The following is a 16,209-nucleotide window of genomic DNA, read 5'->3' as shown; positions in this document are numbered from 1 at the left end:
GCCAACTTGCCGGTGTGACAAAGCGCGCATTTTCAGGCAGGTTCCGGCGTCTATACTGCTGGCTTCATTCATTTTGAACAACCTGCATGAAACGACTGTTAGCGCTGCTGGCAATGGGAACTGCAATCGCCATGGCGCCCGCCATGGCCCAGGAACGCGCGACCGATCCCCTGGGCGGCCTGGCCCACTGTTTCGACGACGGCGAATTCCGCGTCGCCTCCAGCGCGCGCCTGCCGGCCAACAAGCAGTTCCGCGAAGTGCAGACCCGCAATGGCGCCGCCAAAGTGTCGACGGTCGACGGCTACCGCCTCATGCTGCACAAGGACAGCCGCGCGCCGCTGGTCAACCTGAAGGTGGAAAAGTCCGCCGATGGCCAGTTCGAGCAAGACCGGGCGGCCGTGCTGGCTTACATGGAAATGTTTTCCGATACGCGCGGCGAAGGTGCGAATCCGCTGGAAGTGACGCGCCAGGATGGCGTGGAAGTGATGGCGCTGAACCAGGCCGGCATCGATGGCGGCGGCCCGCTGAGCTTTTACAGTTTCGCGCACCAGGAGTCCGGCGTGATCGGCACCGCGTATATCCTGGCGCAGCCGCCCGCGATGCGCGAATTCCGCAACTATGCCGAATATGCATCGCTGCGCGACCGCTTTGTCGGCAAACTGGTGCACTGCATGGCGCAGCAGCCGTTGCCGCCGCGCGGTTAGCTTCTAGCGATCGCCCGGCATCGGCAGGAAGCAGGCATCGACGAGCTGCAAGCCGTTATCTTTCGCGAAGTTGACGACGAAGTGGTACGCCATCGGCTCCACTTCGCGCAATTCGTGGCTGACCACGACGGCTTTGGTGTTATTGACGACAGTGGGCCGCACCAGCGGCGAATATTGCAGGTGGGCGTTCGGCCCGCCGCTGCCTTCGGGACGGAAGCAGGACATGACGCCGCACAGGCGTTCTGCCCAATCGCTGGGACGGAATTGTTTTCCATCCGCTGTGAGACCTAGGATAAAGAACTCTTTGGCCCGTTCTTTCGTGGGTTGCGCTGACTCGGCCATATGGGACTCGCTGGAAACCAGGGGGTGCGTGAAAAATCTTAGGTATTATATCTTATAGAAGACCTAAGCGAGTAAGTACTTGATTTGAAAGCCGCATTGACGGGCTGTAACAGGGAAGCAGCTCCGCCAAAGCTGCTATTGTAACTCTGGCAGAGTATCGGTTTTCTTTCAGTGGAAGGAATGTGGCGCGGCGCGGACAAGCGGCCCGCGCCGGCATCGGAAGGGAGTGGAGCTCAGCTGAGCCAGACCGCGCCCGACAACAACAGCAGCAACAGCATCCACAGCACCAGCGCGCGCCACACCAGGCCTACCGTCGATTGCAGCGAACGCACGCCCGGCTCTTCGCCCGGCAGCGCCTCGCCTTCCATGTCGCCGCTGTCGACCGTGGCGGCATCGGCAGGCAGCACGCGGGCCGCGGTTTCCTGCGGCGTGCCGAGGCGCACGCCCATGGCGCCGCCGCCGGCGGCAAGGATGATGCCGCGCGCTTCGTCGGACCAGCGGTGCGCGAAATTGCGCCACGCGTAAATCGCATCTTCAAAGTTGCCGACCACGGCAAACGCGACGGCCGTCAGGCGCACGGGAATCCAGTCGATCCAGTAAAACGCCCTGGCGGCAAATTCGCCAAATGCTTCGTTGCGCATGTGTTCCGGCTCATTCCACGCGCGCGACAAATATTCGGAAACGCGGTACAGCACGGCGCCGGCAGGGCCCAAGGGCATCAGGAACCAGAAGAACACGCCGAACACGCTGCGGTGCGTGGTGATCAGCGCCTTTTCCACGGCAATGCGGGCAATCTCGCCCGCTTCCATGCCGACCGTATCGGTCTTGGTCCATTCGGCCAGCAGCGTGCGGGCCGCCGATTCGTCGCCCGCATTCAGCGCCAGCTGGATCGACGTGAAATAGTGGCTGTAATGGCGGAAGCCCAGGGTCAGGTACACCATCAGCACGTTCCAGCCAAATGCCACCAGCACCAGCTTGTAGTACAGCAGCACCCAGTAAATGATGGCGGTCGGTCCCACCAGCGCAGCCATCATCAGGAACCAGCCCATGCGGCCGTGGCTGGCGTGCCCCGCGTTGAACCACGCTTCCATGCGCACTGCCAGCGACTTGATCTCGGCATAGATGGGATTATCCGCACGGAGCGGTTTCATCTGCTCCAGCAGCAGTGCACACAGAATGGAAAGAAATGTCATCAGTGGTCCTTAATTTACGCGGCTACTTAATGCCCGCTACGATAACGCACAGCCCCGCCGGAATCAAACACTAAAGGCCGTCCCTGCTTATTCCGCGCGCAGGAAGTGGAACAGGTTGCGCAGCATGCCGGCCGTCGCGCCCCAGATGTAATAGCCCTGGTACGGCATCGCGTAAAAGCGGCGGCGGATATCGGCCAGCTCCGCCAGGATGCGCTGGTGGTTCAATCCATCCATCAGGAACGACAGCGGCACCTCGAAGATTTCCGCCACTTCGTGCGGGTCGGCCGTCAGTTCGAACGGCGGATGCACCAGCGCCACCACGGGCGTCACGGCATAGCCGGTGCCGGTGTAATACACGGGCAAGGTTCCCAGCACGTCCACGTGGCTGCGCGCCAGGCCGATTTCCTCTTCCGATTCGCGCAGCGCCGTGTCGACCGGGCCGTCATCGAAATCTTCCGCACGGCCGCCCGGGAAGCTGATCTGGCCGGCGTGGTCCGTCAGGTGCGCGGTGCGCTGCGTCAGCAAGACATGCAGTCCGTCCTCGCGCGCCACCAGCGGTATCAGCACGGCTGCCGGCGTCGGCTGCGCCTTGCGTGACATCTGCGCCTCATCGGCCGCTTCCGGCGTCCACTCGGGCGGTTGCGCGAAGCGCGCGCGCAGCCAGTCAGGCGCCAGGCGCTCCAGCGCGACGGCGGCTTCGCCGGCGATGGCTTCTATCGGTAACTGCTGCGGGTCGAATGCTAATTTGGCCAAGGCTGCCTCGCGTTATCATGTGCTATAAGCAAAAAAGGGGCGCCACCCAGGCGCCCCTTTCCCCCAAACCCAGAACGCGATTACGCGTCTGCTTTTGCCGCTGCTGGACGGCGGTTTGGCAGTTTTTCCTTGATACGTGCGGATTTGCCCGAACGGTCGCGCAGGTAGTACAGCTTGGCGCGACGTACGTCACCACGGCGTTTCACTTCGATCGAAGCGATCAGCGGGGAGTACAGCTGGAAGGTACGCTCAACGCCTTCGCCGGACGAGATTTTACGAACGATGAAGTTCGAGTTCAGGCCACGGTTACGACGGGAGATCACAACGCCTTCGTAAGCCTGGGCGCGCTTGCGGGTGCCTTCGACTACGTTCACGTTAACGACCACGGTGTCGCCAGGTGCAAACTCAGGAATGTTTTTGCCCAGGCGAGCGATTTCTTCTTGCTCGAGTTGTTGAATCAGGTTCATTTAAATGACTCCAATGACCATCTTGCCGGCGCGCACATCGCCCGGTAGAGGATGGGGTTAAACAAGCAGGCGTGAAGCCTGCTACATAGCGGATTTTTCTAAATCCGCCAAAAACTTTTCATCCTGGCGCGTCAGCAAACCTGCTGCGCGCGCCTTGACCAGCAAGTCCGGCCGTTTCCGGCTGGTGGCCTCCAGCATGCGCTGGCGGCGCCACTTGACGATCTCGGCATGGTTACCGCCCAACAGCACGGGCGGCACGGTCACGCCTTCATACGTTTCAGGCCGCGTGTAATGCGGCGAATCCAGCAAGCCGTTGACGAAGCTGTCTTCAACGGCGGAGGCATCGGTGTTCAGCACGCCCGGTATCAGGCGCACCACGGCATCCATCAGCGCCATGGCCGGCAATTCGCCGCCGGACAACACGAAGTCGCCCAGGCTGATTTCCTCGTCGACGCAGCGGTCCAGCAAACGCTGGTCCACTGCTTCATAGCGGCCGCACAGCACCACCAGGCCCGGTTCGGCTTTCAGCTGCACCACTTTTTCGTGCGTCAGCTGTTTGCCTTGCGGCGACATGAACACCACGCGGGGCGCCGGCAACCCGGCATCGACCTGGCGCTGCTTCGCGGCAGCGATGGTCAATTCCAGCGGTTTGGCCAGCATCACCATGCCGGGGCCGCCGCCATAGGGGCGATCATCCACGGTGCGGTGATTGTCGGTCGTGAAATCACGGGGATTCCACAGCGACAGGCTCCACTTGCCCTGTTCGTGCGCGCGGCGGGTCACACCCGATTGCGTCAGCGCAGCGAACATTTCCGGGAACAGCGTCACAACATCGAATTGCATGACGTCCCCGGTTAGTAATCCAGGCCCCAGTCCACCGTGATTTTCTTTGCTTCCTGGTCCACCTTGATGATGAACTGGTCAACAAACGGAATCAGGCGTTCCGGCGCGGTTTCACCGTCAGGCACGACTGGCGCGACACGCAGTATCGACTGCGGGCCGTTGCTCATCATGTCGGCGACGACGCCCAGGCTTGCGCCTTGCAGGTTTTCTACAGCCAGCCCGATCAGATCGGACCAGTAAAACTCGTCTTCTTCCAGGACCGGGAAATCCGAGCGGCGGATGTAGACGGCGGCGCCTTTGAGCGCTTCCGCAACATTCCTGTCGCTGACATCCACGATCGTGGTGACGACGTCGCCGCCATGCAGCTTGGCGCGGCGCACGTCGACTTCATGCAGGCCGGGTTTATCCAGCCACCAGGTTTTAGCGTGCAGCAAGGCATCCGCTTCTTCGGAAAACGGGCGTACCCGGATTCCGCCAGTGATACCGTAGGCGCCGTAGACAAAGCCTACTTGCACCAGGTCGTCGGGGATTTGCACCCCGGATGCCTTCACGTCAGCCAAACCGGTCAAGCAGTATTAAGCTGCTTTTTTGTTGGCAGCAACCAGGCGTGCCACGGCTGGCGACAGTTGCGCGCCAACGCTGGTCCAGTGGGCCAGACGGTCTTCGGTGATGCGGAAGCCTTCAGCTGCGCCGGAAGCCATTGGGTTGTAGAAACCAATGCGCTCGATGAAGCGGCCGTCGCGACGGTTACGCGAATCGGTTGCAACGATGTTGTAGAACGGGCGCTTTTTGGCGCCACCACGAGCTAAACGAATAACGACCATAATATTTCCAAAAAATGTGCTGAGACGGAAAAAGCCGCAGATTATAGCGTGCTTTCTCTCCGTGCATCAAGCTGATGTTGACAAGGATGGGTTTGGGGCAATCAAAGATTATCCCCTACTATGAACGCAAGGACAAGCATTTATAGCGAAAAAATGCTGTGCGGCGGCCGCGTTTTGCCCGATACTGCGGTTTTTCAGCTCCGCCAGCCACCATGTCCTTTGCTCCACACAAGAACAAGACTTTCGCCACCCTGCTCGCCGCCCTGCTGGGGGGCGCCGGCGTCCACCGCTATTATTTGAAAGGCTGGGGCGACATGGGCGGCTTGCTGCACACGGCCAGCATTGCCTGCGTCGGCATCGTGATGGCGGTCGCGCCGCAGGCCGACATCTACTTCAAGCTGCTGCCGCTGTTCATCTCGATCCTGATCGGCTTCCTGGAAGCGCTGGTGCTGGGACTGACGCCGGACGACAAGTGGGATGCGCGCTACAACCCGCATTCGGGCAAGCAGTCGAACGCGCGCTGGCCGCTGGCCGTGATCCTGGTCGCAACCATGATGGTGGGTGCCACCGGCCTGATCGCCACGATTTCACGCCTGTTCGATTTGCTGTACACGGGCGGCGCTTACGGCTGAATTTCTCTGTTGCAATTCGTTGCCATTTCATTTCCGTGCGGCTATTGGTCAACGCTATACTGCGTTGACCACCAGTTACCGGAGAAGAACACCATGAACATTCGCACCCTCACCCTGTCGCTGATGCTGGCCGGCCTGTCCGCCGGCGCGCTTGCCCAGCCGACCGCCAAGGAAGTCTACGCGGCCGACACCAAGAAAGCTGCCGCACGCTATGCGGAAGACAAGAAGCTGTGCAGCGAAGAAAAGGATTCCGGCGCGCGCATGCAATGCCAGCGCGACGCGAAAGCCGAATACGACAAGGCGCTGGCTGCCGCCAAGTCCCACCTGAATGCCGCCAACCCGAAAGCCGTCGCCTGCAACGAGTGCGGCCGCGTGGTGGGCGTCAACGTGGTCGAGAAAAAAGGCGAAGGCAGCGCGGTCGGCGTGATCGCCGGCGGCGTGGCGGGCGCCCTGCTGGGCAACCAGGTCGGCGGCGGCAGCGGCAAGAAGCTGGCCACCATTGCCGGCGCGGCGGGCGGCGCCTATGCCGGCAACAAGGTCGAAGAACACATGAAGACCACCAAGCAGTGGCATGTAAAAGTGCAGTTCGACAACGGCACGCAGGGCGACTTCACGTTTGCCAAGGATCCTGGCTTCGCCAACGGCGACCTGGTGAAGGAAACCAACCACACCGTGGTGCGCCGTTAAGCGTCATCCCCTGAGCGCCGCCCGGTAACGGGTCGGCGCGCATCCCACCGCTTGCCGGAAGCGCCGGCTGAAGTGGGCCAGATCCCCGTAACCGCAATCGTCCGCCACGCGCTGCATGGTGCAATCCGTGCCGCGCAGCAGTTGCCGCGCCCGCTCGATGCGGCGCATGGCAATCCACGCATGGGGCGGCATGCCGAACGAGGCGCGGAACACGCGCAGGAAGTGGAATTCGGACAGGCACGCTTGCGCGGCCAGCGCGCCCAGGGACAGCGGCTGGTCCAGGTGCGCTTCGATGTAATCGGCCAGCCGGCGCCGCAGGTACGGCGGCAGGCCGCCGCGCCATTGGGCATCGCCGACGCCCCTGCCCTGCGCGTGCAGCAAGGCGCTGAGCGCTTCATGCGCCAGCGTGTTCGCGCGCAGCAGGCCATCGGGATCGTGCCCCGGTTCGGCCATCAGCGACTGGCACAGGTGCGCCAGCCTCTCCGCTTCGACATAGCGCCGGTCGTGCAATTGTGCGGCGCGCGGTTCGCAATCGAGTTCCAGCACGGCGCGGCGTTCGATTTGCTGCGGGGTGAAATACAGGTGCAGGAAAGTCAGTTCGCCGCGCACCAGCCAGTGCGACACGTGACGGTCGGGCAGGCTGCAGATGTCGCCATCGCGCAAGGCGCTGTTGTCGCCCTGCCGCCGCGTGCCGCTGCCGGCCCGCAAGTAATACGCGAGCGTGTGGTGACCCGGCTGTTCATAGGCGATTTCCAGCCCGGTCGTCGCGCGCCGCCACAGCGCCAGCGACATGCCGTCGCCCAGCTCGATCCGGCGCAACGGCGCCAGTCCGGTCGCGGACAAGCCGGCGAACACACTGGCCGCCATATGCGGCGCGTTATTTGACGGAGTGATATCGTGTCGCATGATCGATATCCACTTTAGCACGGGATCAGCAATTTCAGACAAGCGCCACGCGGCCAGGCGCGGCAAGATGGCCGTCACCCACTGACGTTGAAAGGACCTGCCGTGCCCTCGCTTTCCACTCCTGCCATCCCCTCTTTTCCCGCCGCATGGCAACCCATTGTCGACCAGGCCGCCACCGCGTTGCGCACGCTGGCGCTGGACCAGCATGCCAAGGAGCGCTTTTGCAGCGATCCCGTCTTGCAGGCATACATGCACAAGGTATCGCAACGCTACGTGGCCGGCCGCACGGTGGCCGATGCGGTCCGCCGCGTCGCGCAAATCCAGGCGGCGGGCCACAAGGCGTCCGCCGAATACATGGGCGAAAGCGTGCATGACGAAGCGCTGGCGAATGCCGAGACGGACGTGTTCCTGGACCTGGTGCGGGCGCTGGATGCGGCTGGCCACGATTGCTCGATCTCGTTCGACCTGTCGCACCTGGGCTTGCTGGTTGACGAGGAACTGGGCTACCGCAATGCGCGCCGCCTGGTGCAGGCGGCTGCAGGCTCCGGACGCGAAGCGATGATTTCGATGGAAAACTTCGACCGCACGGACGCCATTTACCGCCTGTATGCGCGGCTGCATGGCGACGGCTACGCCAACGTCGGCATCACGATGCCGGCGCGGCGCCACCGCAGCGCGCAAGACTTGCCGCGCCTGATGGAAATCCCCGGCCGCATCCGTCTCGTGAAAGGGGCGTTTCAGGAACCCGACAGCGTCTCCTACCCGCGCAACAGCCCGGAACTGGCGCAAGCCTACCGTTCTTATGCGGCCACCCTGCTGCGCTCCGGCCATTTGTGTTCGATCGCCACGCATGACCGGGCGATCCAGCACGACGTGACGGCATTGATCGCGCAGGACGGCATCGCGCCGGGACGGTACGAATTCGAGTCGCTGGACGGCCTGGGCACGGAACAGGTGGCCGCGTTGCGCGCGCAGGGATACGCCACGCGCGAATACGCGGTGTTTGGCGAAGAGCACTTCCTGTATGTCCTGAACCGGATTGCCGAGGAACCGGTGCGGGTGTACCAGGCCATCACGGACGTGCTGGGTCCCCGCTAAACGCGGCGCGACAGCATCAGGCCGATGCCGGCCGATGCCAGCAGCCCGGCGCAGGCGCGATTGAAGATGCGCTTGCCGCGCGGTTGCGCAAACCAGCGCTTCAGCCGGGTGCCCATCCACGCATAGATGGCGATGGCCGCCATTTCCAGCGCCAGGAACAGGGCGCCCAGCACCGTGAATTGCAGCGTCATCGGTTGCGCGGGGTCGACGAATTGCGGCAGGAACGCCGTGAAGATCAGGATGGCTTTCGGGTTGCCCGCAGCGACCAGGAATTCCTGGCGCGCCAGTTGCCACAGCGGCACGGGCGGCGCGGCCACCTCGTCATTGCCACCCGGCGCCGCGCGCCACAGCTGGTATGCCAGGTACAGCAGGTACGCCGCGCCCAGGGTCTTGATCGCATAAAACAGCAGCTCGGACGTATGCAGCACCACGGCCAAGCCCGCTGACGCCAGCGCAATCATCCCGGCAAATGCCAGCAACCGCCCGGTTCCCGCCAGGCAGGCGCGCTGAAAGCCATAACGCGTGGCATTGCTGATCGACAGCAGGTTATTGGGCCCCGGCGCCATATTCAGCGCAAAGCAGGCAGGAATGAACAAGGCAAGCGTGGCGTAATCCATGGCGGCATCCTTTCAGCAGAACCCCCATTGTATCCCGCGAAAGCGGCCCGCAGGCCGCCTTCGCGTTACGCCATGGCGGTGCTTAGAACAGGTCGACGTCCAGCGCCAGCGTGCCGGCGCTGCCTTCGACGATCGACAAGCGGATGCCCGACGACTGGCTGACGAAGTGGTCCGCGAAGAAGCGGGCCGTGACGATTTTCGCTTCGTAGAAAGCCTTGTCGCCATCGCCGGCGGACAGTTTCTGTTGCGACACCAGCGCGGCGCGGCCCATCTGCCAGCCGCCCAGCACCAAGCCGGCCAGCTTCAGGTACGGCACGCTGCCGGCAAACACGGCGCGCGGATTGGACTTGGTGTTGGCAACCACGTATTCCACCACCGCTTCCAGGTCGGCCGCGCCCTGCACCAGTTGCTTGGCGATCGCGGCAAACGCATCGCCCTGCACTTCGGCCAGTTGCGCCGCCGTCGCGCGCACTTGCGCGATCAGGCCCTTGGCGACTTTACCGCCATCGCGCACGGTCTTGCGGCCCACCAGGTCGTTGGCCTGGATTGCCGTCGTGCCTTCGTAGATGGTCAGGATCTTCGCGTCGCGGAAGTGCTGCGCCGCGCCGGTTTCCTCGATGAAGCCCATGCCGCCGTGCACCTGCACACCGTCACGGGTCACGTCTTGCGACATTTCCGTCGACCAGCCCTTGATGACCGGCACCAGGTATTCATACACGGCCTGGTTTTCCGCGCGCACACCCGCGTCGGCGGCATGGTGCGCGGCGTCGTACAGCGATGCGCCCACGTAAGCCAGCGCACGGGCAGCTTCCGTCTGCGAACGCATGTTCATCAGCAGGCGGCGCACGTCGGGGTGGTTGATGATGGCGACCGGGCCGGCCGAACCCGCCACGTCGCGCGACTGTACACGGTCCTTGGCAAACGTCACCGCCTGCTGGTACGCGTTTTCCGACAGGCCGATACCCTGCATGCCCACGCCGAAGCGGGCCGCGTTCATCATGATGAACATGTATTCCAGGCCGCGGTTTTCTTCGCCCACCAGGGTGCCGATGGCGCCGCCGTTGTCGCCGAATTGCAGCACGCAGGTCGGGCTGGCCTTGATGCCCAGCTTGTGTTCGATCGATACGCACTGCACATCATTGCGCGCGCCTGGCGTACCATCCGCGTTGACCATGAACTTCGGCACGATGAACAGCGAAATCCCCTTCACGCCTTCCGGTGCGTCCGGCGTGCGGGCCAGCACCAGGTGCACGATGTTTTCCGCCATGTCGTGCTCACCGTAGGTGATGAAGATCTTGGTGCCGAACACTTTGTAGGTGCCATCACCCTGCGGCACGGCGCGCGAACGCACGGCGGCCAGGTCGGAACCGGCTTGCGGCTCCGTCAGGTTCATGGTGCCGGTCCATTTGCCGGTCACCAGCGGTTCCAGGTAAGTGGCTTTCTGTTCATCGCTGCCGGCCGTCAGCAGCGCTTCGATGGCGCCGTCGGACAGCAGGCCGACCAGTGCGAACGACAGGTTGGCGCCGTGCAGCATTTCCACGCATGGCGTGCCCACCAGTTTCGGCAAGCCCTGGCCGCCGAAATCCGTCGGGTGCTGCAAGCCTTGCCAGCCGCCTTCCGCGAATTGCTTGAATGCTTCCTTGAAGCCCTTGGAGGTGGTGACCGTGCCGTCTTTCCAGAAGCTGGGCTCCTTGTCGGCAGCGTGGTTCAGCGGGGCGACCATGCCGGTGACGAATTTCGCGTTTTCTTCCAGCACGGCTTCAGCCGTCTCCGGCGTCGCGTCTTCGCAGCCCGGCAATTGGCTCACGCCTTCCAGGTTGGCCAGTTCGTTCATCACGAACAGCATGTCTTTCATAGGGGCTTGATAGGCCATGTCTTTCTCCAAGGACGTGTGATGTCTAATTTATTCTAGGGCGGAAAAAAAGCCACGCGGCTGATTACTGCCCGCGTGGCTCGGTTGATCTCTTCAGCGATCAGCCCAGTTCTTTGACCAGCTCAGGAACCACTTCGAACAGATCGCCCACGATGCCATAGTCGGCAACGGAGAAGATCGGCGCTTCCGGATCCTTGTTGATGGCCACGATGGTTTTCGAATCTTTCATACCAGCCAAGTGCTGGATCGCGCCCGAAATACCCACGGCGATGTACAGCTGTGGCGCGACGATCTTGCCGGTCTGGCCAACCTGCCAGTCGTTCGGCACGAAGCCGGCGTCGACTGCGGCGCGCGATGCGCCCATGGCGGCGTTCAGCTTGTCCGCCAGCGGTTCCAGGATCTTGAACGCGTCGCCCGAACCCATGCCGCGGCCACCGGAAACGATGATCTTGGCGGCGGTCAGTTCCGGACGGTCCGACTTGGCCAGTTCACGGCCAACGAATGCGGACTTGCCGGAGTCGGCGACAGCCGACAGGCTCTCGACAGCAGCGGCGCCACCGGTGGCGGCAGCGGCGTCAAAACCGGTGGTACGCACGGTGATGACTTTGACCTTGTCCGACGATTGCACGGTGGCGATCGCGTTGCCGGCGTAGATCGGACGCTCGAACGTGTCCGGGCTGTCGACTTTGGTGATTTCCGAAATTTGCGCCACGTCCAGCTTGGCGGCAACGCGTGGCAGGATGTTCTTGCCGTACGCGGTGGCCGGGGCCAGGATGTGCGAGTACGAACCGGCAACGGCCAGCACCTGCTCGGCGACGTTTTCCGCCAGGCCGTCCGCGAAGTGCGCGCCTTCGGCGACCAGCACTTTGGTCACGCCGGCGATTTGCTTGGCCGCTTCCACGGCGGCGCCGGCATTGCTGCCTGCGACCAGCACGTGAACGTCGCCGCCGCACTGGGCAGCCGCGGTAACGGTGTGGTGGGTGCTAGCCTTCAGGCTGGCGTTGTCGTGTTCTGCGATAACTAATGCGACCATGATGAATTCCTTGAAGAGTATGAACGAGCGGTCTTAGATGACCTTGGCTTCGGTGCGCAGCTTGGCAACCAGCGTCGCCACGTCCGGCACTTTGATGCCAGCGGAGCGCTTGGCAGGCTCGGCCACTTTCAGGGTTTTCAGGCGCGGGGTCACGTCGACGCCCAGGTCTTCCGGCTTGACGGTTTCCAGCGGTTTTTTCTTGGCCTTCATGATGTTCGGCAAGGTCACATAACGCGGCTCGTTCAGGCGCAGGTCGGTGGTGATGATCGCTGGCAGGGTCAGCGACAGGGTTTCCAGGCCGCCGTCCACTTCACGGGTCACGACAGCCTTGCCGTCTTCCAGCACCACTTTCGATGCGAAGGTGGCTTGTGGCCAGCCCAGCAGCGCAGCCAGCATCTGGCCGGTCTGGTTGGAATCGTCGTCAATGGCTTGTTTGCCCAAGATAATCAGTTGCGGCTGCTCTTTGTCAGCCAGCGCTTTCAGCAGCTTGGCCACAGCCAGCGGCTCCAGCTCGGTGGTGGTTTCCACCAGGATGCCACGGTCGGCGCCAATCGCCATACCGGTGCGCAGGGTTTCCTGGCACTGGGCTACGCCGGCCGATACGGCCACCACTTCGGTCACTTTGCCCGCTTCTTTCAGACGGGTCGCCTCTTCCAAAGCGATCTCATCGAACGGGTTCATCGACATTTTCACGTTGGCGATATCGACGCCAGTGCCGTCGGACTTGACGCGTACCTTGACGTTATAGTCGACCACGCGTTTGACGGGTACCAAGACTTTCATAGCTGTGCCTTTGGGAAAATTTAATAAAGATATTACTGACTAAAATGTGGGCTAGATTATAAAAGATATTCCAGCGGCAAGCAGAATTTAAGCACGATCGTGCGTTTTTTTGTTAGTGTAATCCATCTAAAAAAATTTTACGCATCATTTCGTCACTGGATTTCTGCGGAGTTACTGCGGGTGGTAGGCCACCGCTGGGCGGCCCGGGCGGGGATATTGAATCAAGTGATCCTGCGGTTATTTGCGCTGCATGAGGAAGACGAATTCCATGCCGTACTGCGCATGCGACAACAGCGTGTTGCCGGTCTGCTTGGCAAAGGCCTGGAAATCGCGCACCGAGCCGGGATCGGTAGCCATAATGCGCAAAATTTCGCCACTTTGCAGCTCAGCCAGCGCCTTTTTTGCTTTCAGAATCGGCAGCGGGCAATTCAGCCCGCGTGCATCGAGTTCTTTTTGAAATTCCATGATTTCGGTATCAACCAGAGTGTCACTCATCACTATCCCGCTCAGAAGTTGTGCTGATAAATCACAGTCTACTCCAATTCACCATTTTTGACGCGGTGCACCAAAATAGTTGCTAGTGCGTTGCAAGCACACAACGAGCGAGACCTTGACATGCGGCTTGTGCACCTGCACAAACCGCATGTTTGCTAGCTTTACAACTTAAACGCGCTGCTCGACCCAGCCTGCCACACCAGCCAAAGCGCCTGGCAGCGCCGCAGCATCGGTACCGCCTGCCTGGGCCATATCTGGACGGCCGCCGCCTTTGCCGCCCACTTGCTGGGCAACGAAGTTCACCAGTTCACCGGCCTTGACCTTGCCCGTTGCATCCGGCGTCACGCCGGCGATCAGGCTGACTTTGCCGTCGGCCACGCTGGCCAGCACAATGGCGGCGGTTTTCAGCTTGTCTTTCAGCTTGTCCATGGTTTCGCGCAGGCGCGCCACGTCGGCGCCTTCCAGCGTCGCGGCCAGCACTTTCACGCCCTTGATGTCGACCGCCTGGGTGGCCAGTTCGTCACCCTGGCCGGAAGCCAGCTTGGACTTCAGCGCCGCCAGTTCTTTCTCCAGCGCTTTCACGTGGTCCTGCACCTGGACGATTTTCGCGGTCAGTTCATCCGGGTTGGTTTTCAGCGCGGCGGACGCTTCGTTCAGCTTCTTCGCCATCGATTGCACCAGCGCCAGCGCGCCCTCGCCCGTCACGGCTTCCACGCGGCGGATACCTGCCGCCACGCCGCCTTCCGACACGATCTTGAACAGGCCGATGTCGCCCGTGCTGTGCACGTGCACGCCGCCGCACAGCTCTTTCGACGAGCCGATGTCCATCACGCGCACTTCGTCGCCATACTTTTCGCCGAACAGCGCCATCGCGCCATGCTTGACGGCGTCGTCGAACGACATGTTGTGCGACTGGGTCTGCGCATTGGCCAGGATTTCCGCATTGACGATGGCTTCCACCCTGGCGATTTCCTCGGCCGTCAGCGGACCATGGTGCGAGAAGTCGAAACGGGCCTTGTCCGGGTCAACCAGCGAACCCTTCTGCGCCACGTGCGCACCCAGCACTTCGCGCAGGGCTTTGTGCATCAGGTGGGTCGCCGAGTGGTTACGGATGGTGCGGCCGCGCAGGTGCTGGTCGACTTCCGCGCCCACCGCGTCGCCGACTTTCAGCGTGCCGGACGCCACCACGCCATGGTGGCCAAACACGTCGGCCTTGACCTTCAGCGTGTCGGCCACGGTGAATTTCGCGCCGGCGGACTGGATCACACCCTGGTCGCCCACCTGGCCGCCGGATTCAGCGTAGAACGGCGTGACGTCCAGCACCACGATGCCCTGCTGGCCCGCCTGCAATTCCTGCACTGGCGCGCCGTTCGCGTACAGCGCCACGACTTTCGACGTGTGCAGCAGTTGGTCGTAGCCGACGAACTTGTTCTTCTCGCCCGTGTATTCGACGCCAACGGCCATCTGGCCCTTGCCGCCCTTGCGCGAGTTATTGCGCTGCTCTTCCATCGCGGCGGCGAAGCCGGCTTCGTCCAGCGTGATTTCGCGCTCGCGGCAGATATCGGCCGTCAAGTCCAGCGGGAAGCCATAGGTGTCGTACAGCAGGAAGGCGGTGGCGCCGTCGAGGTTTTTCGGATCCTTGGCCAGCTGCGCTTCCAGGATCTTCATGCCATGTTCCAGCGTTTCGCCGAAACGCTCTTCTTCAGCCTTCAGGGTTTGCGCCACGCGGTCCTTGGCTTCCGCCAGTTCCGGATACGCCTGGCCCATCTCGATGTTCAAGTCTTCCACCAGCTTGTAGAAGAACGCCTTGGTCTGGCCCAGCTTGTGGCCGTGGCGCAGCGCGCGGCGGATGATACGGCGCAGCACGTAGCCGTGGCTTTCCGGACCCGGGATGATGCCGTCGACGATCAGGAACGAGGCGGCGCGGATGTGGTCGGCAATCACGCGCAGCGATTTGTTTTCCAGGTCGGTCGCGCCGGTTTCGCGGGCGGCGGCCTTGATCAGGTTCTGGAACAGGTCGATTTCATAGTTCGAATGCACGTGCTGCAGCACGGCGGCCAGGCGCTCCATGCCCATGCCGGTGTCGACGCAAGGCTTCGGCAGCTTGTGCATGACGCCCGCTTCGTCGCGGTTGAACTGCATGAACACCAGGTTCCAGATTTCAATGAAGCGGTCGCCGTCTTCCTCGGCCGAGCCCGGAGGACCACCCCAGATGTCGGCGCCGTGGTCGTAAAAGATTTCCGTGCACGGACCGCATGGACCGGTGTCGGCCATTTGCCAGAAGTTATCCGATGCGTAACGCGAACCCTTGTTGTCGCCGATGCGGATGATGCGTTCTTTCGGCACGCCGATTTCATTGGCCCAGATATCGTACGCTTCGTCATCCTCGATGTAGACGGTCACGGTCAGCTTTTCAGCCGGCAGCATGTACACCTTGGTCAGCAATTCCCACGCATAGTTGATCGCGTCGCGCTTGAAGTAATCGCCGAAGCTGAAGTTGCCCAGCATTTCAAAGAACGTATGGTGGCGCGCCGTGTAGCCGACGTTTTCCAGGTCGTTGTGCTTGCCGCCGGCGCGCACGCAGCGCTGCACGGTGGTGGCGCGGGTGTACGGGCGCGTATCCTGGCCCAGGAACACATCCTTGAACTGCACCATGCCGGAGTTGGTCAACAGCAGGGTCGGGTCGTTGCCTGGCACCAGCGAGCTGGAACGGACGATCGTATGACCCTTGGATTCGAAGAATTTAAGGAACTTCTCGCGGATTTCAGATGATTTCATGTCGTAATCGGTAAGTTGGCTGCTGGTGCAAAGGGTTGATTATACGGTATATGCCTGCCGCAAATCAGGGCCGGCGGCACAGGCCCGGTGCTGATTCCATATATGGCGCCACTGCCCATCGTTGCGATGATGCAACAATTACAAGACGTTGCGCCGCACCGCGCCAAGCTTCCCTATACTG

Annotated in this window: 18 protein-coding genes; 4 read left to right on the top strand and 14 right to left on the bottom strand. The window is 62.1% G+C overall.

Translation table 11 applies throughout. The features are described from left to right. Positions 1-86 precede the first annotated feature (86 nt). A complete protein-coding gene (locus GJ700_RS32185) occupies positions 87-704 on the top strand; it encodes a hypothetical protein (RefSeq protein ID WP_154381829.1) in 618 nt (205 codons plus the stop codon). A 3-nt stretch (positions 705-707) separates the two neighbouring features. Here the strand turns inward: GJ700_RS32185 and GJ700_RS32180 are convergent, their stop codons facing one another. The 7 genes from GJ700_RS32180 to rpsP all read right to left on the bottom strand — a co-directional run bounded on the left by GJ700_RS32180 (position 708) and on the right by rpsP (position 5,126). After that, positions 708-1,046, bottom strand: coding sequence for a DUF3579 domain-containing protein (locus GJ700_RS32180; protein ID WP_154381827.1), 339 nt, complete (start codon positions 1,044-1,046; stop codon positions 708-710). 233 nt (positions 1,047-1,279) lie between these two features. Continuing rightward, complete coding sequence (locus GJ700_RS32175; protein WP_154381825.1) at positions 1,280-2,239, bottom strand: CobD/CbiB family protein; 960 nt, start codon at positions 2,237-2,239, stop codon at positions 1,280-1,282. A gap of 87 nt (positions 2,240-2,326) precedes the next feature. Next, the gene (locus GJ700_RS32170; RefSeq protein WP_154381823.1) at positions 2,327-2,992 is read right to left on the bottom strand and encodes a CoA pyrophosphatase; all 666 of its coding nucleotides are present in this window, start codon (positions 2,990-2,992) and stop codon (positions 2,327-2,329) included. A gap of 80 nt (positions 2,993-3,072) precedes the next feature. After that, a complete protein-coding gene (rplS, locus tag GJ700_RS32165) occupies positions 3,073-3,459 on the bottom strand; it encodes a 50S ribosomal protein L19 (protein ID WP_154381821.1) in 387 nt (128 codons plus the stop codon). An 81-nt stretch (positions 3,460-3,540) separates the two neighbouring features. Further along, the gene (trmD, locus tag GJ700_RS32160; protein ID WP_154381819.1) at positions 3,541-4,302 is read right to left on the bottom strand and encodes a tRNA (guanosine(37)-N1)-methyltransferase TrmD; all 762 of its coding nucleotides are present in this window, start codon (positions 4,300-4,302) and stop codon (positions 3,541-3,543) included. Between the two features lie 11 nt (positions 4,303-4,313). Then, the gene (rimM, locus tag GJ700_RS32155) at positions 4,314-4,862 is read right to left on the bottom strand and encodes a ribosome maturation factor RimM (protein ID WP_154381880.1); all 549 of its coding nucleotides are present in this window, start codon (positions 4,860-4,862) and stop codon (positions 4,314-4,316) included. A 15-nt stretch (positions 4,863-4,877) separates the two neighbouring features. Next, positions 4,878-5,126, bottom strand: a complete 249-nt coding sequence (rpsP, locus tag GJ700_RS32150) for a 30S ribosomal protein S16 (protein ID WP_154381817.1) — start codon at positions 5,124-5,126, stop codon at positions 4,878-4,880. Between the two features lie 212 nt (positions 5,127-5,338). Between rpsP and GJ700_RS32145 the strand changes: the two genes are divergently transcribed. Continuing rightward, positions 5,339-5,758 (top strand): hypothetical protein, encoded by a 420-nt coding sequence (locus GJ700_RS32145; protein ID WP_154381815.1) that lies wholly within the window; start codon positions 5,339-5,341, stop codon positions 5,756-5,758. A gap of 93 nt (positions 5,759-5,851) precedes the next feature. Beyond that, positions 5,852-6,445 carry an outer membrane lipoprotein gene (locus GJ700_RS32140; RefSeq protein ID WP_154381813.1) on the top strand — a complete coding sequence of 198 codons (594 nt, stop codon included), beginning with the start codon at positions 5,852-5,854 and terminating at the stop codon, positions 6,443-6,445. A gap of 3 nt (positions 6,446-6,448) precedes the next feature. Here the strand turns inward: GJ700_RS32140 and GJ700_RS32135 are convergent, their stop codons facing one another. Further along, positions 6,449-7,351: a helix-turn-helix domain-containing protein gene (locus GJ700_RS32135; protein ID WP_154381811.1), complete on the bottom strand. Its 903-nt coding sequence runs from the start codon at positions 7,349-7,351 to the stop codon at positions 6,449-6,451. A 102-nt stretch (positions 7,352-7,453) separates the two neighbouring features. On the opposite strand from GJ700_RS32135, the gene GJ700_RS32130 reads away from it, so the two are divergent. Then, the gene (locus GJ700_RS32130) at positions 7,454-8,449 is read left to right on the top strand and encodes a proline dehydrogenase family protein (RefSeq protein WP_371868229.1); all 996 of its coding nucleotides are present in this window, start codon (positions 7,454-7,456) and stop codon (positions 8,447-8,449) included. Here GJ700_RS32130 and GJ700_RS32125 read toward each other — a convergent pair. The 6 genes from GJ700_RS32125 to alaS form a co-directional block, all read right to left on the bottom strand. Continuing rightward, entirely contained in the window at positions 8,446-9,066 is a 621-nt protein-coding gene (locus GJ700_RS32125) for a LysE family translocator (RefSeq protein ID WP_154381809.1), read from the bottom strand. The genes GJ700_RS32130 and GJ700_RS32125 overlap by 4 nt on opposite strands. 82 nt (positions 9,067-9,148) lie before the next feature. Next, positions 9,149-10,939 (bottom strand): acyl-CoA dehydrogenase, encoded by a 1,791-nt coding sequence (locus GJ700_RS32120; RefSeq protein ID WP_154381807.1) that lies wholly within the window; start codon positions 10,937-10,939, stop codon positions 9,149-9,151. A gap of 100 nt (positions 10,940-11,039) precedes the next feature. Continuing rightward, entirely contained in the window at positions 11,040-11,972 is a 933-nt protein-coding gene (locus tag GJ700_RS32115) for an electron transfer flavoprotein subunit alpha/FixB family protein (protein ID WP_154381805.1), read from the bottom strand. Positions 11,973-12,005: 33 nt separating this feature from the next. Next, a complete protein-coding gene (locus GJ700_RS32110; protein WP_154381803.1) occupies positions 12,006-12,755 on the bottom strand; it encodes an electron transfer flavoprotein subunit beta/FixA family protein in 750 nt (249 codons plus the stop codon). 237 nt (positions 12,756-12,992) lie between these two features. Beyond that, a complete protein-coding gene (locus GJ700_RS32105) occupies positions 12,993-13,220 on the bottom strand; it encodes a sulfurtransferase TusA family protein (RefSeq protein WP_154381876.1) in 228 nt (75 codons plus the stop codon). A gap of 198 nt (positions 13,221-13,418) precedes the next feature. After that, positions 13,419-16,028 (bottom strand): alanine--tRNA ligase, encoded by a 2,610-nt coding sequence (gene alaS / locus GJ700_RS32100; RefSeq protein WP_154381801.1) that lies wholly within the window; start codon positions 16,026-16,028, stop codon positions 13,419-13,421. Between the last annotated feature and the right edge of the window lie 181 nt (positions 16,029-16,209).

It is taken from the genome of Pseudoduganella rivuli, from assembly GCF_009674485.1.
Taxonomy (GTDB): Bacteria; Pseudomonadota; Gammaproteobacteria; order Burkholderiales; family Burkholderiaceae_D; genus Rugamonas; species Rugamonas rivuli_B.
This window is presented reverse-complemented; position numbering and strand designations above follow the sequence as displayed.